20 protein-coding genes and 3 pseudogenes are annotated in these 24,761 nt (G+C 62.0%); 12 read left to right on the top strand and 11 right to left on the bottom strand.

The window, feature by feature from the left end; all coding sequences use genetic code 11:
* The first annotated feature begins 40 nt into the window (after positions 1-40).
* A pseudogene (dnaE, locus tag LDP01_RS00465) lies at positions 41-3,544 on the top strand (DNA polymerase III subunit alpha).
* A 30-nt stretch (positions 3,545-3,574) separates the two neighbouring features.
* On the opposite strand, the gene LDP01_RS00470 reads toward dnaE, so the two are convergent.
* Positions 3,575-4,075, bottom strand: a complete 501-nt coding sequence (locus tag LDP01_RS00470) for a flavin reductase family protein (RefSeq protein ID WP_309930603.1) — start codon at positions 4,073-4,075, stop codon at positions 3,575-3,577.
* 115 nt (positions 4,076-4,190) lie between these two features.
* Here LDP01_RS00470 and LDP01_RS00475 point away from each other — a divergent pair, with 115 nt between their 5' ends.
* The 3 genes from LDP01_RS00475 to nrdR all read left to right on the top strand — a co-directional run bounded on the left by LDP01_RS00475 (position 4,191) and on the right by nrdR (position 6,798).
* Entirely contained in the window at positions 4,191-4,721 is a 531-nt protein-coding gene (locus LDP01_RS00475) for a hypothetical protein (RefSeq protein ID WP_224089566.1), read from the top strand.
* A gap of 4 nt (positions 4,722-4,725) precedes the next feature.
* Entirely contained in the window at positions 4,726-6,099 is a 1,374-nt protein-coding gene (gene hisD, locus LDP01_RS00480) for a histidinol dehydrogenase (protein ID WP_224089568.1), read from the top strand.
* Between the two features lie 195 nt (positions 6,100-6,294).
* Positions 6,295-6,798, top strand: a complete 504-nt coding sequence (gene nrdR / locus LDP01_RS00485) for a transcriptional regulator NrdR (RefSeq protein ID WP_224089570.1) — start codon at positions 6,295-6,297, stop codon at positions 6,796-6,798.
* Here nrdR and LDP01_RS23235 read toward each other — a convergent pair.
* The 4 genes and pseudogenes from LDP01_RS23235 to map all read right to left on the bottom strand — a co-directional run bounded on the left by LDP01_RS23235 (position 6,795) and on the right by map (position 9,325).
* Complete coding sequence (locus LDP01_RS23235) at positions 6,795-7,139, bottom strand: SDR family oxidoreductase (protein WP_346658914.1); 345 nt, start codon at positions 7,137-7,139, stop codon at positions 6,795-6,797. The two genes, nrdR and LDP01_RS23235, sit on opposite strands and share 4 nt — an antisense overlap.
* Before the next feature lie 10 nt (positions 7,140-7,149).
* Positions 7,150-7,614, bottom strand: a pseudogene (locus LDP01_RS23240) (SDR family NAD(P)-dependent oxidoreductase); the annotation flags it as partial.
* Positions 7,571-8,374 (bottom strand): polyphosphate--glucose phosphotransferase, encoded by an 804-nt coding sequence (ppgK, locus tag LDP01_RS00495; protein WP_275959816.1) that lies wholly within the window; start codon positions 8,372-8,374, stop codon positions 7,571-7,573. The gene ppgK and the pseudogene LDP01_RS23240, both read right to left, overlap by 44 nt.
* Positions 8,375-8,446: 72 nt before the next feature.
* Positions 8,447-9,325 (bottom strand): type I methionyl aminopeptidase, encoded by an 879-nt coding sequence (gene map, locus LDP01_RS00500; protein WP_224089571.1) that lies wholly within the window; start codon positions 9,323-9,325, stop codon positions 8,447-8,449.
* A gap of 108 nt (positions 9,326-9,433) precedes the next feature.
* On the opposite strand from map, the gene LDP01_RS00505 reads away from it, so the two are divergent.
* A complete protein-coding gene (locus LDP01_RS00505) occupies positions 9,434-9,598 on the top strand; it encodes an SPOR domain-containing protein (RefSeq protein WP_216922998.1) in 165 nt (54 codons plus the stop codon).
* A 53-nt stretch (positions 9,599-9,651) separates the two neighbouring features.
* On the opposite strand, the gene panB is transcribed toward LDP01_RS00505, so the two are convergent.
* The gene (gene panB, locus LDP01_RS00510; RefSeq protein WP_224089572.1) at positions 9,652-10,557 is read right to left on the bottom strand and encodes a 3-methyl-2-oxobutanoate hydroxymethyltransferase; all 906 of its coding nucleotides are present in this window, start codon (positions 10,555-10,557) and stop codon (positions 9,652-9,654) included.
* 188 nt (positions 10,558-10,745) lie between these two features.
* Between panB and LDP01_RS00515 the strand changes: the two genes are divergently transcribed.
* From LDP01_RS00515 to LDP01_RS00535, 5 genes are all read left to right on the top strand, one after another.
* Positions 10,746-12,086, top strand: coding sequence for a glutamine synthetase family protein (locus LDP01_RS00515; protein ID WP_224089573.1), 1,341 nt, complete (start codon positions 10,746-10,748; stop codon positions 12,084-12,086).
* A 9-nt stretch (positions 12,087-12,095) separates the two neighbouring features.
* Positions 12,096-15,107 (top strand): bifunctional [glutamine synthetase] adenylyltransferase/[glutamine synthetase]-adenylyl-L-tyrosine phosphorylase, encoded by a 3,012-nt coding sequence (locus LDP01_RS00520; protein ID WP_224089574.1) that lies wholly within the window; start codon positions 12,096-12,098, stop codon positions 15,105-15,107.
* 8 nt (positions 15,108-15,115) lie between these two features.
* On the top strand, positions 15,116-15,688 hold the full coding sequence (locus tag LDP01_RS00525) for a GNAT family N-acetyltransferase (protein ID WP_224089575.1): 573 nt from the start codon (positions 15,116-15,118) through the stop codon (positions 15,686-15,688).
* Between the two features lie 62 nt (positions 15,689-15,750).
* Positions 15,751-15,966, top strand: coding sequence for an AsnC family protein (locus tag LDP01_RS00530; RefSeq protein WP_216923798.1), 216 nt, complete (start codon positions 15,751-15,753; stop codon positions 15,964-15,966).
* A 651-nt stretch (positions 15,967-16,617) separates the two neighbouring features.
* Complete coding sequence (locus LDP01_RS00535; protein ID WP_224089577.1) at positions 16,618-16,971, top strand: hypothetical protein; 354 nt, start codon at positions 16,618-16,620, stop codon at positions 16,969-16,971.
* Positions 16,972-17,127: 156 nt separating this feature from the next.
* On the opposite strand, the gene glnA is transcribed toward LDP01_RS00535, so the two are convergent.
* On the bottom strand, positions 17,128-18,552 hold the full coding sequence (gene glnA, locus LDP01_RS00540; RefSeq protein ID WP_216923010.1) for a type I glutamate--ammonia ligase: 1,425 nt from the start codon (positions 18,550-18,552) through the stop codon (positions 17,128-17,130).
* Between the two features lie 325 nt (positions 18,553-18,877).
* Here glnA and LDP01_RS00545 point away from each other — a divergent pair, with 325 nt between their 5' ends.
* Complete coding sequence (locus tag LDP01_RS00545; protein ID WP_224089578.1) at positions 18,878-19,315, top strand: RDD family protein; 438 nt, start codon at positions 18,878-18,880, stop codon at positions 19,313-19,315.
* 120 nt (positions 19,316-19,435) lie between these two features.
* Here the strand turns inward: LDP01_RS00545 and LDP01_RS00550 are convergent, their stop codons facing one another.
* The 3 genes and pseudogenes from LDP01_RS00550 to lipB form a co-directional block, all read right to left on the bottom strand.
* Entirely contained in the window at positions 19,436-20,197 is a 762-nt protein-coding gene (locus LDP01_RS00550) for a DUF4191 domain-containing protein (protein WP_224089580.1), read from the bottom strand.
* Between the two features lie 113 nt (positions 20,198-20,310).
* Positions 20,311-21,319, bottom strand: a pseudogene (gene lipA, locus LDP01_RS00555) (lipoyl synthase).
* Positions 21,316-21,984, bottom strand: a complete 669-nt coding sequence (gene lipB, locus LDP01_RS00560) for a lipoyl(octanoyl) transferase LipB (RefSeq protein WP_224089582.1) — start codon at positions 21,982-21,984, stop codon at positions 21,316-21,318. Before lipB ends, lipA begins: the two are co-directional and overlap by 4 nt.
* A 148-nt stretch (positions 21,985-22,132) precedes the next feature.
* Between lipB and LDP01_RS00565 the strand changes: the two genes are divergently transcribed.
* The gene (locus LDP01_RS00565) at positions 22,133-23,782 is read left to right on the top strand and encodes a serine/threonine-protein kinase (RefSeq protein ID WP_224089584.1); all 1,650 of its coding nucleotides are present in this window, start codon (positions 22,133-22,135) and stop codon (positions 23,780-23,782) included.
* Positions 23,783-23,839: 57 nt separating this feature from the next.
* Here the strand turns inward: LDP01_RS00565 and LDP01_RS00570 are convergent, their stop codons facing one another.
* Positions 23,840-24,739, bottom strand: coding sequence for a TIGR01777 family oxidoreductase (locus LDP01_RS00570; RefSeq protein ID WP_224089585.1), 900 nt, complete (start codon positions 24,737-24,739; stop codon positions 23,840-23,842).
* Positions 24,740-24,761: the final 22 nt, after the last annotated feature.

Raw genomic sequence — 24,761 nt, forward strand, 5'->3', positions numbered from 1 at the left:
TGATTCGTTCGTCCACCTGCACACCCACACCGAATACTCCATGCTGGATGGAGCGGCCCGACTGGGTGAGCTGTTCGATGAAACCGAACGCCTGGGGATGCCCGCCCTGGCCACCACTGATCACGGCTACCTCTTTGGTGCCTTCGATTTTTGGCGCAAGGCCACCGACAAGGGCATCAAGCCGATCATCGGTGTAGAAGCCTACGTAACCCCTGGTACGGCCCGGGGGGACAAAGAACGTGTCCGGTGGGGGGATGAGAGCCAGCGCAAGGACGACGTCTCCGGTGGTGGTTCCTACACCCACATGACGCTTCTGAGCTACAACAACGTTGGCATGCGGAACCTGTTCCGGGCTTCGTCCATTGCTTCATTGGATTCAGTCTTTGGCAAGTGGCCCCGCCTGGACCGGGAATTGCTCAATACGTACTCCGAGGGGCTTATTGCCACCACAGGATGCCCGTCCGGTGAAGTCCAGACCCGCCTTCGGCTTGGCCAGTACCGTGAGGCGCTGGAGGCCGCGGCAGAGTTCAGGGACATCTTTGGCGCGGAGAACTATTTCTGCGAGCTGATGGACCATGGCCTGGACATTGAGCGCCGCGTCACCGGGGACCTCCTGCGCCTGGCCAAGGACCTGAATCTTCCCCTGGTGGCCACGAACGACCTCCACTACACGCACGAGCACGATGCGAAGGCGCACGAGGCACTGCTGGCCATTCAGTCCGGTTCCACGCTTCTTGAGCCCACGTACGACAACGGCGGATCCAGGTTTGCCTTCTCCGGCAGCGGCTACTACCTGAAATCCCCGCAGGAAATGCGTGAGCTTTTCCGTGATCACCCGGATGCCTGCGATAACACGCTGCTCATTGCCGAACGTTGCGAGGTGTCCTTCAACACCGACGCCAACTACATGCCGCGCTTTCCTTGCCCGCCGGGCGAGGACGAAACCTCCTGGCTGGTCAAGGAAGTGGACAAGGGGCTGGCCTACCGCTATCCGCAGGGCGTGCCGGACAAGGTGCGCAAGCAGGCTGACTACGAACTCGGGGTCATCACCTCGATGGGCTTCCCGGGTACTTCCTCGTGGTGGCCGACTTCATCAACTGGGCCAAGAACAACGGGATCCGCGTTGGTCCGGGGCGTGGTTCCGGTGCAGGCTCCATGGTGGCCTACGCCATGCGTATTACCGACCTTGATCCGCTCCAGCACGGCCTGATCTTCGAACGCTTCCTCAACCCGGACCGTGTCTCGATGCCTGACTTCGACGTCGACTTCGATGATCGCCGCCGCTCCGAGGTGATCGACTACGTCACGAAGAAATACGGCGACGAGCGCGTGGCGATGATCGTCACGTATGGAACCATCAAGACCAAGCAGGCGCTCAAGGACTCCTCCCGTGTGCTTGGCTACCCGTTCAGCATGGGCGAGCAGTTGACCAAGGCCCCTGCCGCCGGCCGTCATGGCCAAGGACATCCCACTGGCCGACATCCAGAACCCGGAGTCCAAGCGCTACAGCGAAGCAGGAGATTTCCGGCAGCTGATCGCCACGGACCCCGAGGCCGCCAAGGTCTTTGAGACTGCGCTGGGCATTGAGGGCCTGAAACGCCAATGGGGTGTCCATGCCGCCGGAGTCATCATGTCCTCGGACCCCATCATCGATGTCATTCCGATCATGCGCCGTTTCCAGGACGGCCAGGTTATTACCCAGTTCGACTACCCAACGTCCGAGGGCCTCGGCCTGATCAAGATGGACTTCCTGGGCCTCCGGAACCTCACGATCATTTCGGACGCCCTGGAAAACATCAAGATGAACCGCGGTGTCGACCTGGACCTGGAAAACCTCGCACTGGATGACGCCGCCTCCTACGAGCTCCTGGCGCGCGGTGACACCTTGGGCGTGTTCCAGCTCGACGGCGGGCCCATGCGGTCCCTGCTCAAACTCATGAAGCCTGACAACTTCGAAGACATCTCCGCTGTCCTTGCGCTGTACCGGCCTGGACCCATGGGCGCCAACGCCCACACCGACTACGCCCTGCGTAAAAACGGGATCCAGGAAGTAATTCCCATCCACCCGGAGTTGGAAGAACCGCTCAAGGAAATCCTGGGTGGGACATTCGGCCTGATCGTGTACCAGGAACAGGTTATGGCGGTGGCGCAGAAGCTTGCCGGCTACTCGCTGGGCCAAGCCGACATCCTGCGCCGTGCCATGGGCAAGAAGAAGAAGTCGGAGCTGGACAAGCAGTTCGCCGGCTTCTCCCAAGGTATGCAGGACAACGGCTACTCCATGGCCGCCGTCAAGACGCTCTGGGACATTCTGCTTCCGTTCTCCGACTACGCCTTCAATAAAGCGCACTCGGCCGCATATGGGGTCATTTCTTACTGGACTGCCTACTTGAAGGCACATTATGCGCCCGAGTACATGGCTGCCCTGCTGACGTCCGTCGGTGATGACAAGGACAAGTCTGCGATCTATCTCAACGAGTGCCGCCGGATGGGCATTACCGTTCTTCCGCCGGACGTCAATGAATCCTCGTTGAACTTCACCCCTGTGGGAACGGACATCCGCTTCGGCATGGGGGCCATCCGAAACGTCGGCGTGAACGTGGTGGAAGCCATGGTCTCTGCGCGGGCCACGGAGGGCAGCTACACATCGTTCAAGGACTTCCTGATGAAGGTGCCTGCCGTTGTCTGCAACAAGCGCACGATCGAATCCTTGATCAAGGCCGGTGCCTTCGACTCGCTTGGACACCATCGCCGTGCTTTGGCCATGATCCACGAAGAAGCCATCGACTCCGTCATCACCCTCAAGCGCAATGAGGCAATCGGCCAGTTTGACCTCTTCGCCGGCTTCGAGGACCAGGAACCTGAAGCTTCGCTGACTACGGAAATTCCGGACCTTCCCGAATGGGAAAAGAAGGACAAGCTGTCCTTCGAGCGCGACATGCTCGGTCTCTATGTTTCGGATCACCCCTTGCAGGGCTTGGAAGGCGTCCTCAGCCAGCATGCGGAGCAGTCCATTACCTCGATCATCGCCGAGGACGGACCGCACGACGGCGCGATAGTCACCATCGCGGGCATGATCACCTCGTTGAGCCGCAGGATCGCCAAAGCCAGTGGCAACGCCTACGCCCGTGCCGAGATTGAAGACCTGGGCGGCTCCATGGAGGTCATGTTCTTCGGCCAGGTGTACGGGCCGATCGCCTCCGTCCTGGCTGAAGACCTGATCGTGGTGGTCAAGGGGCGCCTGCAGCGCAGGGACGATGGCGCCGTGACGCTGAACTGCATGGAACTCTCCGTGCCGGACCTCAGTGAGAGCGTGAACGGACCGGTGGTGATCACGATTCCGACGTTCAAGGCCACCGAGGCGGTGGTTACCGACCTTCGGGATGTGCTGCGGACACATCGGGGCAACTCAGAGGTCCGGCTCAAGCTCATGGGGGACACCAAGGTTGAGGTCATGGGGCTTCCCGTGCACATGCGGGTCAACCCCAGCCCATCGCTCTTTGGCGACCTGAAAGTCCTGTTGGGTCCGGCCTGCCTGGATAATTAGCGCACCGGATGGCCGGAATCCTGGAGGAGGCTAGATTTCGTAGTCCAGCGGCCTCGGCTGGCTGTAGCCGCCACCGTGATAGAGCAGGGGAGCGCCGTCGTCGCCCACCTGGCCGTCCACGACCTCCACGACCACAACGGCGTTGTTCTCGAACGACAACCGCATTTGGATCTTTCCCACCAGCCAACCTGCGACGTCCTTGAGAATGGGGACTTCGTACGGACCTGGCTCCCAGTGGTCTCCCTCGAAGCGGTCCCGCGTCTTGGCGAAACGATCTGCCAGCGCCTGGTTCTCCAGTCCGAGCATATGCACGCCAATGTAGCTGGCATTGGCGATGGCCGGCCAGGAACTTGAGCTTCGGGCCATGTTGAAGGTGAAACGCGGCGGTTCGGCGGACAGGGACGCAACGGAGGTGGCAGTGAAGCCGAACGGCTTGCCATTCAGGTTGGCTGTGATGATGGCCACCCCGGCGGCATGGCGGCGAAACATTTCCCTGAACGTCTTTTCGAAGCCGGATAGTTCGCTTGCCACGTTGATGAATCTCCTGGAACTGGGGTCGGGGGCGTCTTTCTCTCAGGGTATTCCTCCCTGTGCCCCACTTCCGCATTTTAATGAGCACACGTGAACCTTTGTTAATGTGAGTTCCATGACTCAGCCCACTGTGCACGTTCCCGCGGAAACCCAACCCGACGCCGCAACTCCCTGGCGTTCGCGGGACGCCCTGTGGCTTGTCCTACCTGCGGCGGCGGGGGTAGCCGTAGGCGTTCTCTGGTGGATCCTGGCGCCGGGCGGGGGGAACCTGGTATCGGGTAACCCCGAACTGGCAAATCCTGCCAACCCTGATTCGTGGTTGCCGCGCGACCTGGTCCTTGCCGGGCTGACGTTGGTGGCCGGGTGTGTCATGGGCCTCATTCTCGACGGAAAGCTCCAGGGGAGCGGGGCCGGCAGGCGGTTGGCGCTGGCGCTGGCAGGGGGCGCTGCAGGCGCAGCGATTGCCTGGGTGGTTGGCTTGCTTGCGGCGCAGCTATGGGGCCCGGCTCCGGACCCTTCCCTGGGCGCGGACTACGGTTTCACCCTTCGTTCCTACGCCGTCCTCTTCCTGTGGCCCGGTGCTGTCGCCTTCGTGACGTTCGTACTTGCGCTGTTCGGGGTTCTTTCCAGGAAGCCCGTAAAATAGCCGGGTGACCACTTCTTCGGATACTTCCGCCCCTGCCGCTGCCTCCTTGAATTTCCGCAGTATCGATTTCCGCGGCCGCCACCTCTCGCTGGCTGAGCTGCGCGCTGCGGTACCCAGGGCGAAGCATCAGACGATGGCGGACGCGGAGCAGAAGGTCCTGGACATCATGGGAGCCGTCCGCAGCCGGGGTTTTGCCGCTCTGGCGGAACTTGCAAGGAATTTCGACGGCGTTGAACAGTCCCACCCGCGTGTACCGGCGGAGGCACTTGCCAAGGCCCTGGCCGACATTGATCCCACTGTCCGCGCCGCGCTGGAAGAGTCGATCAGCCGGGCCAGGCAGTTCGCCGACCAGCAGCGTCCAGCCAATGTTGACGTCGCCTTGGCTGATGGCGCGGTTGTCAGCCAGAACTGGATTCCCGTGGGCCGTGTTGGGCTGTATGTCCCCGGTGGTCTGGCGCCCCTGGCATCCTCGGTGATCATGAACGTTGTTCCCGCCGTTGCTGCAGGTGTCGAATCCATCGCCCTGGCGTCGCCGCCTCAAAAGGACTTCGGCGGACTCCCGCACCCCACCATCCTTGCCGCGGCAGCGCTGCTGGGAATCGATGAGGTCTATGCAATTGGCGGTGCCCAGGCAGTCATTTCGTTTGCCTACGGCATCCCCGGTTCGGAAGGAGTACCTCCTATCGAGCCCGTGGATCTCGTCACGGGGCCCGGCAATATCTTCGTCGCCACTGCCAAGAGGCTGGTGAAGGGAGTCGTTGGCATCGATTCCGAGGCAGGAACTACCGAGATCGCTATCCTGGCCGATTCCACTGCCCACCCCGCGCTGGTGGCTGCCGACCTCATCAGCCAGGCCGAGCACGATCCCAAAGCCGCCTCTGTCCTGGTGACGGACTCCGCAGACTTGGCGGACGCCGTCGTGGGTGAATTGGCACGGCAGGCAGCGGCCACGAAGCACAGCGCACGTGTCCTTGAGGCACTTTCCGGTCCACAATCGGGTGTAGTGCTGGTGGATGACCTGGAACAGGGGATTGCGGTGTGCAACGCCTATGCCGCTGAGCACCTTGAAATCATGACGGCGGATGCACCGGCCGTGGCGGCGCGGATTCGCAACGCGGGCGCCATTTTCGTGGGGGACTACAGCCCTGTGAGCCTCGGCGACTATTGTGCCGGGTCCAATCACGTCCTGCCCACGAGCGGTACGGCTGCCTTCTCCTCGGGGCTGAACGTCACCACCTTCCTGCGGGCAGTGCAGGTCATCAACTACAGCCGTGCGGCTCTGGAGCAGGTCAGTGGCCACATCGTGAGTTTGGCCGGCGCGGAGGATCTTCCGGGCCATGGGGATGCGGTCAGGATCCGCTTCAGCGGTCGAAGCTGACGTCGAAGACCGCAGGTGCCCGAGGCGACCTGACCACAACATGTACGGGTCAACACCACTACATGTAGTAATTACAAGCTTGTCATTAGGGTGTCATCGAACGTAAACTGGTGCCGGAAGAGAATCTTCCGGCACCTTTGCGTTTCCGGCACCTGCCGGTCGGACGTGGGCCGGAGCTGATCAGGGAGGCCCAGCGTGTACTGTCCGTTCTGCCGGAATCCTGACTCGCGCGTCGTCGACAGCCGCATGGCTGACGACGGAACTTCCATCCGGCGCCGCCGGCAATGCCCTGAATGCGGGCGACGCTTCACCACGGTGGAAACCACCAGCCTGTCCGTCATCAAGCGTTCAGGAGTCGGGGAGCCGTTCAGCCGCATCAAAGTCATCAGCGGCGTCCGCAAAGCGTGCCAGGGCCGCCCTGTCACCGAAGACGATCTCGCCATGCTGGCGCAGGAAGTCGAGGAGAACATCCGCTCCTCGGGTGCCGCCGAAATCGACGCCCACGAAGTAGGCCTGGCCATTCTCGGTCCACTGCGGAAACTGGATGAGGTGGCGTACCTGCGGTTCGCCAGCGTCTATCAGGCATTCGAGTCGCTCGAAGACTTCGAATCCGCCATATCCTTGCTCCGGCATGAGGCCGAGGCCCACGCGAAAGCCGGCGCCAAGGAAGCCAAAGGCTCCGGGAAAAGCCAGCTCTAGCGGCCGCCGGATACTGGGAGGACTGCCCCAGTAATGTAGCCGGCCTCGCCGGACATTAACCACATCACAGCCGCGGCCACCTCTTCAGGTTCAGCGCCCCGGCCCATGGGAATGGTTGGATTGAGCCTCTCCACGCGGTCGGGCATTCCTGCAGCTGCGTGGAGTCCGGTGTTGGTGCTGCCGGGAGCGACGGCATTGACGCGAATGCCCTGCTTGGCCACTTCCGCTGCCAGGCCAACCGTCAGAACGTCCACGGCACCTTTCGACGCCGCGTAGTGAACCCAGGTGCCGGGGGAACCGGCCCTTTGTTGCTGTCGATGAAATGTTGATGATGGAACCACCCGGACCGCCGTGGTCGGTAGAGAGTCTGCGGACAGCTTCCTGGCACATGAAGATCATGCCGGAGACGTTCACGTCCATGACGCGCTGCACGGTCGCGGCAGGGACCTCCGCCAGTGTTCCAATCAGGTTGCCCGTGATGGCCGCGTTGTTGATGACCGCTGTTACGGGACCCCATGCGGCGGCCGCGTCGAACAAACGCCCGACGTCGGCGGGCTGGCTGACGTCGGCCTGCACGGCCATTGCCTGACCCCCTTCGGCGAGGATCTTCCCCACAACGTCATCGGCGCCGGGGGCGTCCGAGGAGTAGTTGACGACGACGCCGTACCCTTTCCGGGCGGCAGCAAGCGCTACGGCTGCTCCAATGCCCCGGCTGGCGCCGGTGACGATTGCGATTTCATGTACGGCGTCGTTGTCGATCACGAGGTACCGGTTACTTTGCCAGCTTGTGGTGCAAGGCGACTTCAAGGGCGGCACCGACAATGCCGGCGTCGTTCTTCAACTTGGCGGTGACAATGTTGGTGCGCAATTGCAGGTGCGGGAAGTATTCATCCGAACGCTTGGAGATGCCGCCACCGATGATGAAAAGTTCGGGGGAGAACAGGAACTCGACGTGCTGCAGGTAGCGGTTAAGCAGGACGCCGTACTCGTCCCAGCTCAAGCCATCGCGTTCGCGCGCCACGGCTGATGCCTTGGTTTCGGCGTCGAATCCGTCCACCTCAAGGTGGCCGAGCTCGGCGTTGGGAACCAACTGACCGTTGAAGATGAAGGCGGAGCCGATTCCGGTGCCGAGCGTGATGACCAGGACGGTGCCGTCCACGCCCTCGCCCGCGCCGTAGCGGGCCTCTGCGAGACCGGCGGCGTCGGCATCGTTGATGACTTCGACGGGTCGGCCCAGTCGCTCAGTAAACTTCTTGTCGATGTCTGTGCCCAGCCAGGACTTGTCCACATTTGCGGCAGAGTTGACCACACCGTGCTGGATGATGCCCGGGAAGGTGACACCCACAGGGGAATCCGCGGCAGGAGCGTCAGGGCGGCTGGAAAGTTCTTCGACGATTTCTGCCACAACTTCGGCAACTGCTTCGGGGGTGGCTGGCTGCGGCGTGGGAACCCGGAAGCGTTCGCCGATCAGCTTGCCCTTCTTGAGGTCGACGATGCCGCCTTTGATACCCGTGCCGCCGATGTCGATTCCGATCAGCGGAGCGTTCTTGTGGGTCTTCTCATCCTTCTTGGACAATGCAATTCCGATCATGGCAGGAGGGGTGGGCATGGCGCAGCCGCCCGGGGCTGCGATGGACCTTCCGGAAAGCTAGGGAAGGGTCAGGATTTCCGCGCCGGTCTCGGTGACCAGCAGGGTGTGCTCGAATTGGGCCGTGCGCTTGTGGTCCCTGGTAACGACGGTCCAGTCGTCGGACCACATATCCCATTCGATCGTGCCAAGGGTCAGCATGGGTTCGATGGTGAAGACCATGCCTGCCTCGATCACGGTGTTGTACGCCGGGGCTGCGTCGTAATGCGGGATGATGAGGCCCGTGTGGAACGCCTCACCAACACCGTGGCCAGTGAAATCCCGTACCACGCCATAGCCGAAGCGCTTGGCGTAGGACTGGATCGCGCGGCCGATTACGTTGATTTCGCGGCCGGGGGCCACGGCCTTGATGGCCCGGTTGAGCGACTCCTGCGTACGCTCAACCAGCAAACGGGATTCCTCGTCCACGTCGCCAACCAGGAAAGTGTAATTGGTATCTCCATGCACTCCACCGATGAATGCGGTGATGTCAATGTTCAGGATGTCCCCATCCTGAACCACCGTGGAATCGGGGATGCCGTGGCAGATAACTTCATTGAGGGAAGAGCAGAGGGACTTCGGGAAGCCCCGGTAGCCCAGCGTGGACGGGTAGGCATTGTGGTCCACAAGGAACTCGTGCCCAATCTTGTCCAACTGGTCCGTCGTCACGCCGGGCTGGATGTGCTTGCCAACTTCAACGATGGCCTGGGCAGCAATCCTGCTGGCGATACGGATCTTCTCGATGGTCTCCGCAGACTTCACTTCGGAGCCGGTGAACTTGCTGGGTGCCTTCTTGCCGACGTACTCGGGGCGGGGGATCGACGCCGGGACGGGCCGTTCGGGGCTGATGATTCCCGGAGTGAGCGTGCCGGTGGGTGCGGTCGAAGCAAGAGAAGGCATAGATTGATCATATAAGGCACACAAGAGACGCAAGTAACAAAGCGCGGCTGGGCCCACGTGACTCCGCCAACGTTACGCGTTTGAGGGCAAACGGGACGAGGAGGAGACGTGACGGAGTACTGGTACAACGTCAAGACGCATGAGATCGAAGAGGACGCCATGTCCGATTGGACACAGCTGATTGGTCCTTACAAGACCCGGGAAGAAGCGGAGCACGCGCTGGAAAAGGTAAAGCAACGCAACGATGCCTGGGACGCCCAGGACGATGACTAGGGCGCCCGGGACATCTTAGAAGGCCCGGAACAGCTTAGAAGGCCCGGAACACTTTAGAAGGAATGCTCAGGTCCGGGGAATCCTCCGGACCTGACGTCCTCTCCAAAGGCTGCGGCGGCATCCGTGAGCGTCGTGCGAAGGTCTGCATACTGCTTGACGAACTTCGCCATCTTGCCCCCTCGCAGTCCGGCCATGTCTTGCCAGACCAGCACTTGGCCGGTGGTGCTCTTGCCGGCTCCGATGCCTACCGTCGGTACGCGCAACGCTGCATCGACGGCAGCAGCCGTATCCGCGGGCACCATTTCCATGAGGACGCTGAAGGCGCCTGCGTCCTGCAACGCCACTGCGTCCTCGATCAGCCGTTGGGCGTCATCGCCCCTGCCTTGGACCCGGTAGCCACCCAGGGAGTGTTCACTTTGGGGAGTGAATCCAATGTGGGCCATGACAGGAATGCCTGCCTGGACCATGGCCTTCACAGTCTCCGCATAGTATGCAGAGCCTTCGATTTTGACCGCGTGGGCCAATCCTTCCTTGAGGAAACGCACGCCGGTGGCGACTGCCTGCTCGGTTGAAACCTCGTAGCTGCCAAACGGCAGGTCAGCCAGGACCAGGGCGCGCTTGGCTGAACGGCTTACCGCCCGGCACAGGGGCAGCAGCTCGTCCACAGTGACGGGAAGGCTGGTCTCGTTGCCGAAGACGTTGTTTGAGGCGGAGTCACCCACCAGGAGGACTTCGATCCCTGCTTGGTCGAAGATCTCAGCGGTGTATTGCTCGTAGGCGGTGAGCATAGCGAAGTGTTCGCCGTTGTCCTTGGCCTGCTGAAGGTGATGGATGCGCACCCTGCTGACCTGTTTCTTGGCGCCCGTTGACGGTGCCTGGACTGCCGCCGCTGGACCGTTGCCATAGGGCGCGGGGACTTCGGCGGGCGTGGTGGACTCAGGAAGGTTGCTTGGGGCCATGGATAGAGCCTAAGCCGTGCCGGCGACGCCTGCCAGCAGAGTGTCAAGGGTCACTGTTTGTAAACGCTGTGTTACGCGCAGCTACTGCGGCGGCATTCGCACCGAATGCTTAGTAGAGTGAAGTCTGAGCTGCCGTGGCTTCAATGATGGGAACTGCGGCATGGACACCGAACCGGAAAAGAGGCCCTATGGACCGCCAGCAAGAGTTCGTTCTGCGGACGATCGAAGAGCGTGACGTGCGCTTCGTACGCTTGTGGTTCACCGACGTCGTGGGTTCACTGAAGTCGGTGGCTCTTGCGCCGGCAGAAGTTGAAGGTGCCTTCGAAGAGGGCCTGGGATTCGATGGTTCAGCGATCGAAGGCCTTGCGCGGGTTTTTGAATCCGACATGCTGGCACAGCCTGACCCCTCAACCTTCCAGATCCTGCCTTGGCGCGGTGAGACCGAACAAACGTCCAGGATGTTCTGCGACGTCCTGACGCCGGACGGGGAACCCTCGGCAGCAGACCCCCGGAACGTCCTCAAGCGGACCCTTGCCAAGGCCGCGGACATGGGTTTCACCTGCTACACGCACCCTGAAATCGAGTTCTACCTGCTCAAGTCAAAGGAGCTTGGCCCCAACGGTGCGCCGGTCCCTGTTGACGAAGGCGGCTACTTTGACCACGTCCCGGGTGGTGTCGCGCAGGACTTCCGGCGTACCGCCGTGACCATGCTGGAATCCGTGGGTATCTCGGTGGAGTTCAGCCACCACGAGGGCGGTCCAGGCCAGAACGAGATTGACCTGCGCTACGCGGATGCCCTGCAGACCGCGGACAACATCATGACCTTCCGCACGGTCATCAAGGAAGTTGCCCTGCAGCAGGGTACCTACGCAACGTTCATGCCCAAGCCGTTTACGGACCACCCCGGCTCCGGAATGCACACACACTTTTCGCTTTTCGAGGGGGACACCAACGCATTCTTTGAAGCCGGTGCGGAGTTCCAGCTGTCCAAGACTGCCCGCCAGTTCATTGCCGGTATCCTCAAGCACGCACCCGAATTCACCGCGGTCACGAATCAGTTCGTGAACTCCTATAAGCGGCTCTGGGGCGGCGGTGAGGCACCGAGCTATCTGAGCTGGGGCCACAACAACCGCTCCGCGTTGGTGCGGGTGCCGTTGTACAAGCCCGGCAAGGGCCAGTCGGCGCGCATTGAGTACCGCGGCATCGACTCCGCAACCAACCCGTACCTGGCCTACGCCGTCCTTCTGGGAGCCGGTTTGAAGGGTATCGAGGAAGGCTACGAACTTCCGGCAGCTGCCGAAGATGACGTTTGGTCGCTGACCACCGCGGAGCGCAAAGCCATGGGCCACGCTCCGCTGCCAGCCAGCCTCCACGATGCCATCCGTGCCATGGAGGAATCGGAGCTGGTGGCCCAGATCCTGGGTGAGCAGGTCTTCGAACACTTCCTGCGCAACAAGCGCGCGGAATGGCAGGACTACCGCCTCCAGGTCACGCCGTACGAGCTGCAGCGCAACCTCGGCATTCTGTAGGCAGGGCCAATGAGCCTTGCACGTCGGCTCATCTCAGCCGGATTCAGCGACCTGGAAAAGGGCGAGCGCTTTCTTGCTGCCCCCGAACTGGAAGGCATCGAACAGGATGCCCTGTTCGCCGGGCTCTCCTTGGCGGCGAGCCCGGATACAGCGTTGCAGTCACTCGTCCGGCTGATTGAGAAGAACCCCGGCCTCAAGAAGTTGGCGGGCGCCGACCCCGACACGAGCGAATCCCTGTACCGGCTGTTGGGGGCATCGGAGGCGCTGGGTGAGTTCCTCATGCGCAGGCCGGAGCACCTGGACGTTTTCGATGCCAGGGTAAGCCCGGAGCCACTCCCGGCATCAAGCGAAGAACTCAGGTCCCTGCTTCTTCGTTCGGTCAAGGCCGAGCCAGGTGCGCAGCGCCCGGTGGCTGGGTTGACGGGGCTTCCGGCGTACGCGGCCTTGCGGACGGCGTACCGCCGCGGCCTTACGGAGCTTGCCATAAAGGACCTCTGCGCTGCGTCGCCGCAAGACTTCATGCCCGCCGTGGGTGCAGAGCTTGCAGACCTCGCTGGTGCGGCCATTGAAGCCGCCCTTGCCGTTTCCCGGGCCGAGGCGGCGGCCCAGTTCGATGCCTCGGAGGTCGCCGACGTCGGACTCGCTGTCATTGGCATGGGTAAATGTGGCGCCCGCGAGCTGAACTACATTTCCGACGTCGATGTCATTTACGTCATCGAGGCAGAGGAGCTTGACGACGCCCGCGCAGCGACTATCGGGACCGCCCTGGCATCGGGCATCTCGAGGGCGATTTCCTCCTCCGCACCCGAGCCGGGTTTGTGGGAAGTGGACCCGAACCTCCGCCCTGAAGGAAAATCCGGGCCGTTGGTGCGGACCCTCCCTTCGCATCTGAGCTACTACGCCCGATGGGCTGAGAGCTGGGAATTCCAGGCGTTGCTGAAGGCCCGCACGATTGCCGGCGACAGGGAACTGGGCCAGCGCTATGAAAAGGCCGTTGAGCCTCTCGTGTGGGCTTCCGCCGGCCGTGATGGCTTCGTCGAGTCCGTCCAGGCCATGAGGCGCCGGGTCACGGATTACATTCCGGCCGCCGAGGAACAGCGGCAGATCAAACTTGGCCGCGGCGGACTGCGCGACGTCGAATTCACCGTGCAGTTGTTGCAGCTGGTTCACGGCAAATCGGACGAGTCTCTTCGCTGCCGCGACACCACTTCGGCCATCGCGGCATTGTCCGCCGGCGGCTACATCGGACGTGCCGACGCCGCCGGTTTCGATAACGCGTACCGCTATCTCCGGCTTCTGGAGCACAGGATTCAATTGTTCCAGTTGCGCCGGACGCACCTCATGCCAACGGCGGAAGATGCCCAGCGGGTGTTGGCAAAGGCTGTCCTGGGGCCCTTCTCGCTCGAACGCCCCCATCCTGACCAGCTGATGGCGACCTGGCAGAAGACCAAGCGGTCTGTTCGGGAACTGCACGAGCGTATTTTCTACCGGCCGCTGCTCAATACCGCCGCTAAACTCAGCAGCGAAGACGCTAAACTGAGCCCGGAAGCAGCACAGGGCCGTCTTGCAGCCCTCGGTTACCTCGATCCCAAGGGCGCAATGCGTCACATTGAGGCGCTGACTGCCGGTGTCAGCCGACGTGCGGCACTGCAGCGGCAACTGTTGCCCATTCTTCTTGGCTGGCTTGCCGAAGGCGTGGACCCCGACGCCGGGCTCCTTGCATTCCGAAGGGTCAGCGAAGCGTTGGGCACCACGCACTGGTATCTGGGGATGCTTCGTGATTCCCAGGCGGCAGCCGAACGCCTCTGCCAGGTACTTGCCAATTCCCGGCTCATTTCGGACCTCCTGGAAGTTTCACCGGAGTCCGTGGCGTGGCTTGGCAGCGACAAGGACCTGGCTCCCATCTCCTTTGAGGCGCAATGGCAGGAAATCCAGTCCAAATTGTCCCGGCATCCGGATCCGGAGAGTGCCATGCGGCTGATCCGGTTGATCCGTCGGCGGGAGATTCTGCGGACCGCGATAGCCGATAGTGCGGGTTTGCTTGACCAGGACGCAGTGGGACTGGCGTTGGCCGAAACAGACCGGGCGGCCGTTCTCGGAGCCCTGCATGTGGCAGAAGCCATAGCTACCCAGTCCGAGCCTCTGAAAACCGAGGTTCTGGTGGTAGCGATGGGCCGGCAGGGTGGCCGCGAAATTGGCTACGGCTCTGACGCTGACGTCATGTACGTTCACCGCGCCCGGCCTGGATTCAGTGACGAGGAAGCGCAGGAGCAGGCGACGACGATCGTCGCCAAGGTCTCCAGCCTTCTTACCCAGCCGCTCAAGCCCGCAATCATGGCCGAGCGGGTGTTGATGGTGGATGCGGACCTGCGGCCCGAAGGCAAGAACGGCGCCATGGTCCGGTCCTTGGAGTCCTATGCCGAGTACTACCGCCGGTGGTCATTGATATGGGAAGCGCAGGCGCTGCTGCGGGCGCGTCCCATGGCCGGTTCAGACGATTTGGCAGTGGACTTCCTTCGGCTTATTGATCCCATCCGCTACCCGGCTGAGCTCTCCGAACAGGATGTCAGGGAAATCCGGCGCATCAAGGCCCGCGTGGAATCGGAGCGGCTGCCTCGTGGGGCTGATCCGGCCCGCCACGTGAAGCTTGGCCGCGGTGGATTGAGCGATGTCGAATGGCTTGTCCAGCTCATCCAGTTGCAGCATGCGGGCAAGCAGCCTGCGTTGCGCACTACGTCTACCTTGGAGGCACTTGCCGCGGCCGAGAACCTTGGCCTTCTTGGCAAGGACGACGCCGGGCTCCTGCGGGAGGCGTGGAAGCTCGCCAGCCGCATCCGGTCGGCGAACGTCATCGTGACAGGCCGGGCCTCGGATGTACTTCCATCGTCGCGGAGGGACCTTGAAGCTGTGGCACGTTGGTGTGGCTATGCGCCCGGAGCCGCAGGTCAGTTCGAGGAGGACTACTTGCGCCTGAGCCGCCGCGCCCGGGCTGTCTTCGAAAAAGAGTTCTACGGCAACTGAGGACTGGAATGCCCGATGATGCCCCGGAGCTGAATCTCGTCCCTCGTGATGGTCGCGCGTTGGCGAGCGTTTGGCTTATACCGCTCAAGATGCTGGACGATGACGCGCGCGCCATCCACTTGGGGGCGGTGGCCGAAATGGCCGTGGCGGCGAATCAAACGGACTTCGTCGGCGACCCGCTTCGCATGATGCTGATCAGTCTTGAAGAGGAATCCCGCTCTCCCTATGTGATCGAGGCCAACGGGGTGGGTGTGGGAGTCCTGACCCTGCAACGTGGAGCTGCGGGCCTGGCTGGATGGCAGGACGACGATTCCGCGTGGCTTCTCAGGGGTTTCCTCATCGACTCGAAATCCCAAGGCCAGGGCCTCGGGGCTCTGGCGGCAAGGGCTGCAGTGGGGGAAGCCCGCAAACTGACGGCCAGGCAGGGCGGCGGCCAGACCGGCGTCGTGCTTTCCGTCAACGAGCGCAACCCCGCGGCCATTGCGGCTTATGCAAAGGCTGGTTTTGTGGACACTGGCCGCTACCTGGGCGGGAACTCCGGTCCGCAGCGCATTATGTACAGGGCCTTCGAGGGCGCTTAGGTCTCTCGGGTTGCCGTCAACGTAGGTTGACGGCAACCATGGCGTCAACTATGGTTGACGCCATGGAGGTGGACAGAATGAAAACACTTGTTGGATCGATGGACGGCATGGGGCCCGCGGAGGCGCTATACGCCGTCGCTGAACTTCACAAGGAAGTTGGCAGGGCCGAGGCTTCCCTTGTACGTGCAGCCAGACAGGCCGGTTTGTCGTGGGAGGCGATCGCACTTTGCCTCGGAGTCACCAAGCAGGCGGTACATAAGAAGTACGGGAAGCAGTAGGACCAGTTCCGGCGACCAGCGTTGGGGAGCATCCCTTGGGGTCTGTTCGTTCGGGCACGATGTCCTTTAGGATTCTCGCGTGACAGTCAAGCGGGATTCGGAGGGGGCGCCCTTCTCAGATGCGACGTGCTTCCGGTGTGAACAGGCGGGGCCGCACTGGGCTTCCCGGCACGGCAGTGGCGACGTCTATGCGTGCCGGCGCTGTTTCGCCACTTTTGCTGACGCCGAATGGCGGCAGGATGACGGGGGAGCGCAGGGCCTTTCACTCATGTCTTCTCGTGCCTCTGCCGCTGGCTCTGTCGTCGGAGAGGCTGCGGCCCCCGGAGGTGCTGGGCGTTTTCGAAACCAAGTAGTTTGCTGTGCCGGAAGGGTCAAAAACGAGTACACACTACTCGTGCGCTGACCTGCGGCCGGTAGGCACCATATCTGCTATGACAACCTATGTGATTGAACAAGCGGCATTGATTCACCGCTGTCAGTGCTGCGGTGAGGAAACTGATCGGGTCTTTTGTGCGGACTGCGCAGCCCCGCAGCAACCTGGGGAAGTCCCGAAAACCAGGCACTGAAGACCAAAGGCGAGATGCTGGTTCATCCGTTGAAGAGCCTTATAGACTCGGTTCCGTAACTACTCTCGATGCTTAGGAGAAGTACATGGAATACAACGGAAGTTCGTTTGAGAAGGCTATTCCCGCCGGAGAGTTGGATCGCCGCCACGTGGGTCAATCCATTAGCTTTCAGCCCAACGATTTCACGGTTGTCTTCGGGACGATCGCTGGCATCGCAAGAACTGAGGCGCTTGTATATTTGTCGCTCGATGGCGTTTCCGGCGGCACGCATCTGAAGGACGAGTACGACCTCCCGATCGATCAGCACGTCTACCTTCAACTCGATCCCCTGAGCACTGCGGAAAAGGGTCTTGCGGATGCCGCGAAGGCTGTCAGGGAGAAGCTGGACGAGTTCGGGAAAAACATCCGGGACCGTGATCAGGGCAAGGAATCCGAATAGGGCCCAGTTCGCCAGAGCCTGGGGATCTTGCCGACCCGGGCGGCAGCGGGAGCAAAAAGAAGGCCGGCAACAGGTACAAACCTGTTGCCGGCCTTTCTTAACCGGGAACCTCGATGGGTTCCGTGCGGACTAAACGTGGTTTAGCCGCCGGTGTTGCTAGACGCCGTAGTAGAGCTCGAACTCGTACGGGTTCGGGCGCAGCGACAGCGGGCGAATCTCATTCTCGTACTTGTATTCGATCCAAGTATCGATCAGGTCCTGAGTGAAGACACCGCCGGCCTGCAGGAACTCGTTGTCCTCGCGCAGGGCCTCGAGGGCTTCTTCCAGGGAACCCGGAGCCTTGGGGATGTCCTTGGCTTCCTCGGCCGGGAGCTCGTAGAGGTCCTTGTCGATGGGAGCCGGGGGCTCGATGCGGTTGCGGATGCCGTCAATGCCGGCCATCAGCTGGGCAGCGAAGGCCAGGTACGGGTTGGACGAAGGGTCCGGAGCGCGGAATTCGATGCGCTTGGCCTTCGGGTTGGAGCCAGTGATGGGGATACGGATACCAGCAGAGCGGTTGCCCTGCGAGTAGACCATGTTGACCGGAGCTTCGAAGCCCTTGACCAGACGGCGGTACGAGTTGACCGTCGGGTTGGTGAATGCGAGCACTGCCGAAGAGTGCTTCAGCAGGCCGCCGATGTACCAGCGGGCGGTGTCGGAGAGGCCAGCGTAGCCCTTTTCGTCGTAGAACAGCGGGTCGCCGTTGCTCCACAGCGACTGGTGGCAGTGCATGCCCGAGCCGTTGTCACCGAAGACGGGCTTCGGCATGAAGGTTACGGACTTGCCCCAAGCGTCTGCAGTGTTCTTGATGACGTACTTGAACTTCTGGAGGTCGTCAGCAGCTGCAGTCAGCGTGGTGAACTTGTAGTTGATCTCTGCCTGGCCGGCGGAGCCAACTTCGTGGTGGGAGCGCTCGACCTCGAGGCCGGCCTTGTCCAGTTCAACGCACATGGCGTCGCGGAGGTCAGCCTGCTTGTCGGTGGGGGAAACCGGGAAGTAACCGCCCTTGACGGGGGTCTTGTAGCCGAGGTTTCCGCCTTCTTCCTTGCGGCCGGTGTTCCAGTGGGCTTCTTCGGAGTCGATCTTGTAGAAGCTGCCCTGCGGGGAGGACTGGTACTGGATGTTGTCGAAGACGAAGAACTCGGCCTCGGGAGCAAAGAATGCCGTGTCTGCGATACCGGTGGAGGCCAGGTACGCTTCAGCCTTCTCCGCTACGCCACGGGGGTCGCGGTGGTAGGGGTCGCCAGTGCGGGGGTTCACGATGGAGAAGTTCAGCGCAAGCGTCTTCTCAATGCGGAATGTGTCGATGAAAGCCGAGGTCACATCCGGGATGAGCTGCATGTCGGACTCAGCGATGCCCTGGAAGCCGCGGATGGAAGATCCGTCGAAGAGCTGACCGTTCACGAAGAAGTCGAGGTCTACGCTCTTCGCCGGCACGTTGAAGTGCTGCTGGACGCCCGGAAGGTCGGTGAAGCGGATATCGACGAATTTGACGTCTTCGTCTTTGATGAACTTGAGGACTTCGTCCGCAGTCTTGAACATCTATGCTCCTTATGCATATCAAGTAACAGGCCCGGAAGGCCGCGTGAGCCAGCCCATGCCGGAGGCCCGGAGACACAAAAAATTCCCCTTGCCGCGGTGGCTGGCAACTCATACCACCATAGGGAGATGGGATTTCCCGGGAGTGTCAGTATTGTTTCGGGCAGGTTACAGAATGATCTGTTGTGTAAACGGTAGTCGGCTTTCCGGTGTCAGGTCCATGCGGGTCCAGTGGGCGAACACTTTGGCGCCATACAGGCGCACAGGCGGGCACGAAAGGCGGCCGCCGTCGTCGGACTGTCGGTCCGCCAGCCGTTAGGCTTGGAGAGTGGTTGATCGAAAAGACATAGGCTCCTGGTTGAGCGGGCCGGACACCTCCGGCATCTCCAAATATCCGGGCGAGAGACTCGGACTTCCTGAATCCGGACCAGGCTCCATGGCACGGGCCGGGCGACGAATTCTGGGCATCGTGATCGACTGGACGATTGCACTCGTCATTAGCAACTTCGCATTTGGGGGCAACCAGTGGGCAACGCTCGCAGTTTTTGCGGCTGAGCAGATTCTCCTGATCGGCACCCTCGGCTACAGCATCGGCCACAGGATAGCGGGCATTCATGTGGTCCGCTTAGGGGGAGGTCCCGCAGGCCCCCTGGCCGCTGTTGTGCGCACCCTGCTCCTATGCCTGGTTATCCCGGCAGTCATCTTTGATCCGGACCAGCGTGGACTTCACGATAAAGCCATGAACACCATCCTCATTCGGATGTAGCGTCTTCAGTCCTCACCGGTTGGAACCAACTCCAGAGCAAGCAAGCACCAATAAAAACCGCCCCTGTCTCCTTTGAGACAGGGGCGGTTTTCGTAGGGCCAAACAAACACCTACGGACAATCAGCGTCCGCGTGCAGCCTTGCGGTCCGGGCGGGCCTTGTAGGGATCGATGCCCTTGGGGATCGGCAGGCGGGTACCAAGGGAGTTGATGCGCTTGGACACCGCGTTGACCTCAACCTTGGTGAGTTCGTTCTTCATCTTGCCCATGGTCTTGGCGAGTTTGTTCAGAGGCACCTGGCCCTCGCCGCGACCGGATTCCAGCACGTGGATGGTGACGTTGGGCAGGATGCGCGTGAGGCGCTTGCGCTCCGCTTCCACCAACGGCTTGACGCGATGCGTGGGTCCTTCGGTAACCAAAACGACGCCGGGACGACCAATTGCCATGAACACGGCGTCCTGAGTGCGGGGGTTAACCGCGACAGGCTGGTCCTGGGTGACCCAGCCGCGACGTAGAGTACCCAAGGCCGCTCCGGACGCACCGGGCTGGTTCTCGATCTGCGCGAAGGCGGCCTTCTCTGCGCGACGGGAGAGGATGAAAACGGCGGCCAGGAGACCCAACGGAATACCGATGATGAGACCGGTAACCCAGTTTTCCAGGAGGTAGCCGATGAGGAAGGCCACGGCAACTACCGCCAGGAATGCCAGCAGCATGATCCACACGACCTGGGGATCATTGCGCCGCGTCATCTTGAAGACTTCAGCGATCTGCTTCAGCTGGCTCGGCTTCTTGGCCTTGGCTTCCTTGGGCTTGCGCTGGAACAGCCCACGCTTGGGGGCGTCGGCCGAGGGGGTCGATTTGCTGGAATCAGAGGAATTCGCCATAGTGCCTTAATTCTACGTGATGGACGTCGAAGGACCGGACGCCATTACGCTTGGCATCCGGCCCTTCGATACTGCTTCGTGGTGTTGCTGGTGAAGTGTTTACCGACCCGGGCTTAGGCGTGGGCGGCGAGGATGGTGGAGGCTTCCTGGCGGGTGGTGCCGGAGGACTCGATGTGGGCCAGGGCGGCGGGGATTTCCCAGCCCTTCTTGCGCATCGCGGTGGCCCACAAACGCCCGGCGCGGTAGGAGGAGCGGACCAGGGGCCCGGACATGACACCGAGGAACCCGATTTCCTCGGCCTCGTGCTGGAGGTCCACGAACTCCTGCGGTTTGACCCAGCGGTCCACGGGCAGGTGACGTTCGGACGGGCGCAGGTACTGGGTGATCGTGATCAGGTCACACCCGGCGGCGTGCAGGTCCCGGAGCGCTTCGGAGATTTCCTCGCGGGTTTCGCCCATGCCCAGGATCAGGTTGGACTTGGTCACCATGCCAAGGTCCCGGCCCTGGGTGATGACATCCAGGGAGCGTTCGTACCGGAACGCCGGGCGGATCCGCTTGAAGATCCGGGGCACGGTTTCGACGTTGTGCGCGAACACCTCGGGCTTGGAATCGCAGATTGCCTTGATGTGTTCGGGTTTGCCGGAGAAGTCAGGGATGAGCAGCTCCACCCCGGTGCCCGGGTTCAGTTCGTGGATCTTGCGGACCGTTTCGGCGTACAGCCAGACACCTTCATCGGCGAGGTCGTCACGGGCCACCCCGGTGACGGTGGCGTAGCGCAGCTGCATGGCCTGCACGGACCGGGCCACCTTGGTGGGTTCGAACATGTCCACCGGGGAGGGTTTGCCGGTGTCGATCTGGCAGAAATCACAGCGGCGGGTGCATTCGGACCCGCCGATCAGGAACGTCGCTTCCTTGTCTTCCCAGCACTCGAAAATGTTCGGGCAGCCGGCCTCCTCACACACGGTGTGCAGGGCCTTCCTTCTTCACCAGGTTCTTCAGACCGACGAACTCGGGCCCCATCTGGACCTTGGCCTTGATCCACTCGGGCTTGCGTTCAACCGGGACAGCCGAATTACGCTGCTCAACGCGCAGCATCTTACGGCCTTCAGGTGCCAGGGTCACTGGAGTGCTCCTTCTGGGGTGGAAACGAGTGCTTCTTCATGCTTGCGGAACTCTTCCACGAAGCGGTCAACGATGTCTGCCGGGTTGATGGTCCGGCCAGTCTCCAGCGACATGGTGGTGACGCTGGCGTCGGTGATTCCGCACGCGATAATCTGCGCATACGGCGCGAGGTCGTTGCTGCAGTTGATGGCGACACCATGCATGGTGACGCCGTCAAGGACGCGGATGCCGATCGCGGCAATCTTGCGGTCCGGGCCCTTGTCATCGGCGAGGATCCATACGCCCGCCCGGCCCTTCACGGTGACTGCCGGGATGCCGTAGTCCGTCATGACGGCGATCATGGTGGCTTCGAGCCGCTCGACATAGTCCCGGATTCCCGCGCGGTTCTTGAGTTTGAGGATCGGATAGGCGATAAGTTGGCCCGGCCCGTGCCACGTTAACTTGCCACCACGATCCACGGGGACCACGGGGGTGCCGTCAAAGGGGCGTTCGTGGTCTTCAGTGAGCTTGCCTGCCGTGTAGACGGCGGAGTGCTCAAGGAGCAGGACGGTGCTGTTTTTCTCGCCGGCAACAACTTTGTTGTGGATCTCGCGCTGTAGGTCCCAGCCCTGCACGTAATCAACGAAATCCGGGGCAAGACCCAGTTGTGAAAACTCAAGAGTCATGGGTTCAAGCTTAGACCCAGCAAGTCACTCACCATGATTTTGTGGTGAACCTCTCAGTCGCATCCGTCGGCGTAGCCCTTGCCCCGCAACCTGGACCTGCCTGTGGATAACTTCTGCGGGAAATCGGATCATCCGGTAGACCTTGGGTATGGAAACTACGGATGTTCCCGCCCCCTTGATCCCGCACATACCGGGATACACGCCATTACGCCCACTGGGCAGCGGTTGCTCTTCGACAGTCTGGCTTGCCAGCAGGGACAAGGACGGCGCCCGATTCGCCATCAAATGCGTCACTGGCGGTTCCGGTGGTTCGACGGGACCAGATTCCGAACATGGCTTCCGTGAGGGCCGGATCCTGTCCGGGCTCCAGCATGAGCACCTTATCCGCCTTCACGACGTCGTGAAGCTGCCCGGCGTGGGTACGGGCAGCGTTGGCCTGGTCATGGACTTTGCCGCAGGAGGTTCCCTTGCGAATCTGGTGGGCGGCCGGCGCAAGCTTGGAGTCGGAGAAGTCGTGACGATTCTGACCCCTGTTGCCCAGGTCCTGGCTTACCTGCATGCCCAGGGAACGGCCCACGGGGATATTTCCCCGGGCAACGTGCTGTTTACGGCACAAGGGAAGCCCCTTGTGGCAGACCTTGGCGTGGCCGGCGTCGTAGGTGAGAAGAATCAAAGCCTCGACGTCGGCACGGACGGCTTCGTTGATACGTCTGTCAGCGCCCGGGGCGCCCCTGGTAATGGTGCCAGAGAAGCCTTGCAGCCGGAACGGGATGTGTATTCGCTGGCGGCACTTGGGTGGTATTGCTTGACCGGCAGGGCGCCGGAAATCGCCAAGCACCGCCCACCACTGCCTCTCTTGGTCCCCGAGGTCCCCAAAGGGCTCGCCGCTGCCCTTGAAGCGGGACTGGACCCCGATCCCCGGGCGCGTCCCACCGCCCGGGAACTGGGAACAGCTATATATCGCAGCGCTGCGGCGCAGCCCGTGGACCTGGCTGGTTCCGTCCATTCCTCCGTGATTCCGGAGCTGCTCACGCGGCGGCAGGCCGGGGGCCGACCCCAGCGGAGGAATCCACTGAGCAGGATTTCACTGGGCAGGATTCCACAGACGGACGCTGTGTCGCGGCTTTGGCCCGTGCGGACAGCAATGACACCGCGCCCTGAACGCCGAAAGCGAAAAGGGCAACCGCAGCGGAGAAGGCAACCGCAGCGAGGGCCACGTTTAACTATCCGGGTCGGCTTGCTGGTGGCTGGCGTGGTGTCGGTTGGTGCGGTGGGGTGGGCCTTCTGGCTGGGGATCCAGGAGCCCGCGTCGGGTTCGACGTCCTTGGTAAATCCAGGGACAACGACCCAGGCCACGCAAACCACCCAAACCAACCAGCCCATTCCGGCAGCGCGTTTGGATGCGCTCCGCTCCGAGGATCCGACAATCGCCGTGCACGCGTTATCGGCCGTGCGCGACATGGCGCTGGGACTGGATCGTCTTGAATTGCTCGCAAGCGTTAACGCAGCAGGCTCACCTGCCCAAGCGGCAGATGAGACGTTGGGGGAGCAGCTAAGGGCTGACGGTATCCACTTTGCCGGACTCACCACCAGCTTGAGCAATGTATCGGTGCTGGGCCCACAGGAGGTTGATCGCGCCGTCGTTGCCCTGACCGCCACGACCTCCGGCTATGAGGAGCGCGACCGGTCGGATCGCCTGGTGAAGTCCCGGCCCGCCGGGGAGCCGCAGCAGTTACGCCTGGTCCTTGTCAGATTGGCTGGGCAGTGGAGCATCTCGGAGATTCTCGGTCCTGCTTAGCGGCATTGCCAAGGATGTTCGTTGACGTGGGTGTTGCCGTCCTGGGTTCGGAATGGTTTAGCTGGAAGGGTTACCCGTCAGCCACTCCATGGCTTCATCGAGCCCGGGGTGTTTCCAGTGAAAACCGGCGGCGGCAAGCTTTGCCGGCTCCATTCTTTGGTTCGCCAGGACGAGTTCGTCAGCAAGCCGGCCAAGGACGAGCCGGAGGGCGGGCCGGGGGACGCGCACGAAGGCCGGGCGGTGGAAGGCTTTCGCAAGCCGCCCGACGATGGTGTTGACGTCTGCGCTTTCCGGGGCGCACACATTAACCGCACTTTCCAGATCGGACTTGAGGAGGAAGGCCAGTGCAGCGGCTTCGTCGGCAAGGGTGATCCACGGCCAGAATTGTCGCCCATTTCCGAAGGGTCCACCAAGCCCAAGCCTGAGCAGGGGAAGCATCGGTCCTAGCGCGCCGCCGGAAGTGCTCAACACCACTCCGGTCCGGGGTGTCACTACCCTCACGCTGGAGGGAGCGGTTCTGGCGGTTTGCTCCCATTCGACACATAGCGCGCCCAGCACTCCTTGACCTGGACCCGAGTCCTCACGGAGCAGGCCTTGCCGGGAGGCGCCGTAGTAGCCGGACGCTGACTGGCTGACGAAGGACAACTCCGGCTGGCCAAGGCGACGCATGGCCGCCGTCAGTGTCCGGGTGGCCTGAAGGCGCGAGTCACGAATGACAGCAATCCGGTGCCCGGTCCAGGGTCGGTCCCCTATTCCGGCGCCGGACAAGTTGATCACAGCATCCGCGCCTTCCAGGACGGCCTCGTCCAAGTCTCCCGTGGCTGGATCCCATGTCCTTTCGTCCTCAGTCTTTGCAGGCCGGCGCACCAGCCGGATGACGTCGTCACCTGTACTTTTCAGATGCTCGGACACTGCCGTCCCGATCATCCCTGAGGCTCCGGACATTACGATTCGCATGACTCATCTCATCACGACCCAA

This window comes from Arthrobacter sp. StoSoilB13 (assembly GCF_019977255.1).
Lineage (GTDB): Bacteria > Actinomycetota > Actinomycetes > Actinomycetales > Micrococcaceae > Arthrobacter.

Coding starts and splice junctions, on each gene's coding strand:
- glnA (WP_216923010.1), bottom strand. CDS start 18,552: ATGTTCAAGACTGCGGACGAAGTCCTCAAGTTCATCAAAGACGAAGAC.
- LDP01_RS00475 (WP_224089566.1), top strand. CDS start 4,191: ATGACTCAGCCCACTGTGCACGTTCCCGCGGAAACCCAACCCGACGCC.
- LDP01_RS00520 (WP_224089574.1), top strand. CDS start 12,096: ATGAGCCTTGCACGTCGGCTCATCTCAGCCGGATTCAGCGACCTGGAA.
- LDP01_RS00515 (WP_224089573.1), top strand. CDS start 10,746: ATGGACCGCCAGCAAGAGTTCGTTCTGCGGACGATCGAAGAGCGTGAC.
- LDP01_RS00550 (WP_224089580.1), bottom strand. CDS start 20,197: ATGGCGAATTCCTCTGATTCCAGCAAATCGACCCCCTCGGCCGACGCC.
- panB (WP_224089572.1), bottom strand. CDS start 10,557: ATGGCCCCAAGCAACCTTCCTGAGTCCACCACGCCCGCCGAAGTCCCC.
- lipB (WP_224089582.1), bottom strand. CDS start 21,984: ATGACTCTTGAGTTTTCACAACTGGGTCTTGCCCCGGATTTCGTTGAT.
- map (WP_224089571.1), bottom strand. CDS start 9,325: ATGCCTTCTCTTGCTTCGACCGCACCCACCGGCACGCTCACTCCGGGA.
- LDP01_RS00570 (WP_224089585.1), bottom strand. CDS start 24,739: ATGCGAATCGTAATGTCCGGAGCCTCAGGGATGATCGGGACGGCAGTG.
- LDP01_RS00530 (WP_216923798.1), top strand. CDS start 15,751: ATGGAGGTGGACAGAATGAAAACACTTGTTGGATCGATGGACGGCATG.
- LDP01_RS00565 (WP_224089584.1), top strand. CDS start 22,133: ATGGAAACTACGGATGTTCCCGCCCCCTTGATCCCGCACATACCGGGA.
- LDP01_RS00535 (WP_224089577.1), top strand. CDS start 16,618: ATGGAATACAACGGAAGTTCGTTTGAGAAGGCTATTCCCGCCGGAGAG.
- LDP01_RS00525 (WP_224089575.1), top strand. CDS start 15,116: ATGCCCGATGATGCCCCGGAGCTGAATCTCGTCCCTCGTGATGGTCGC.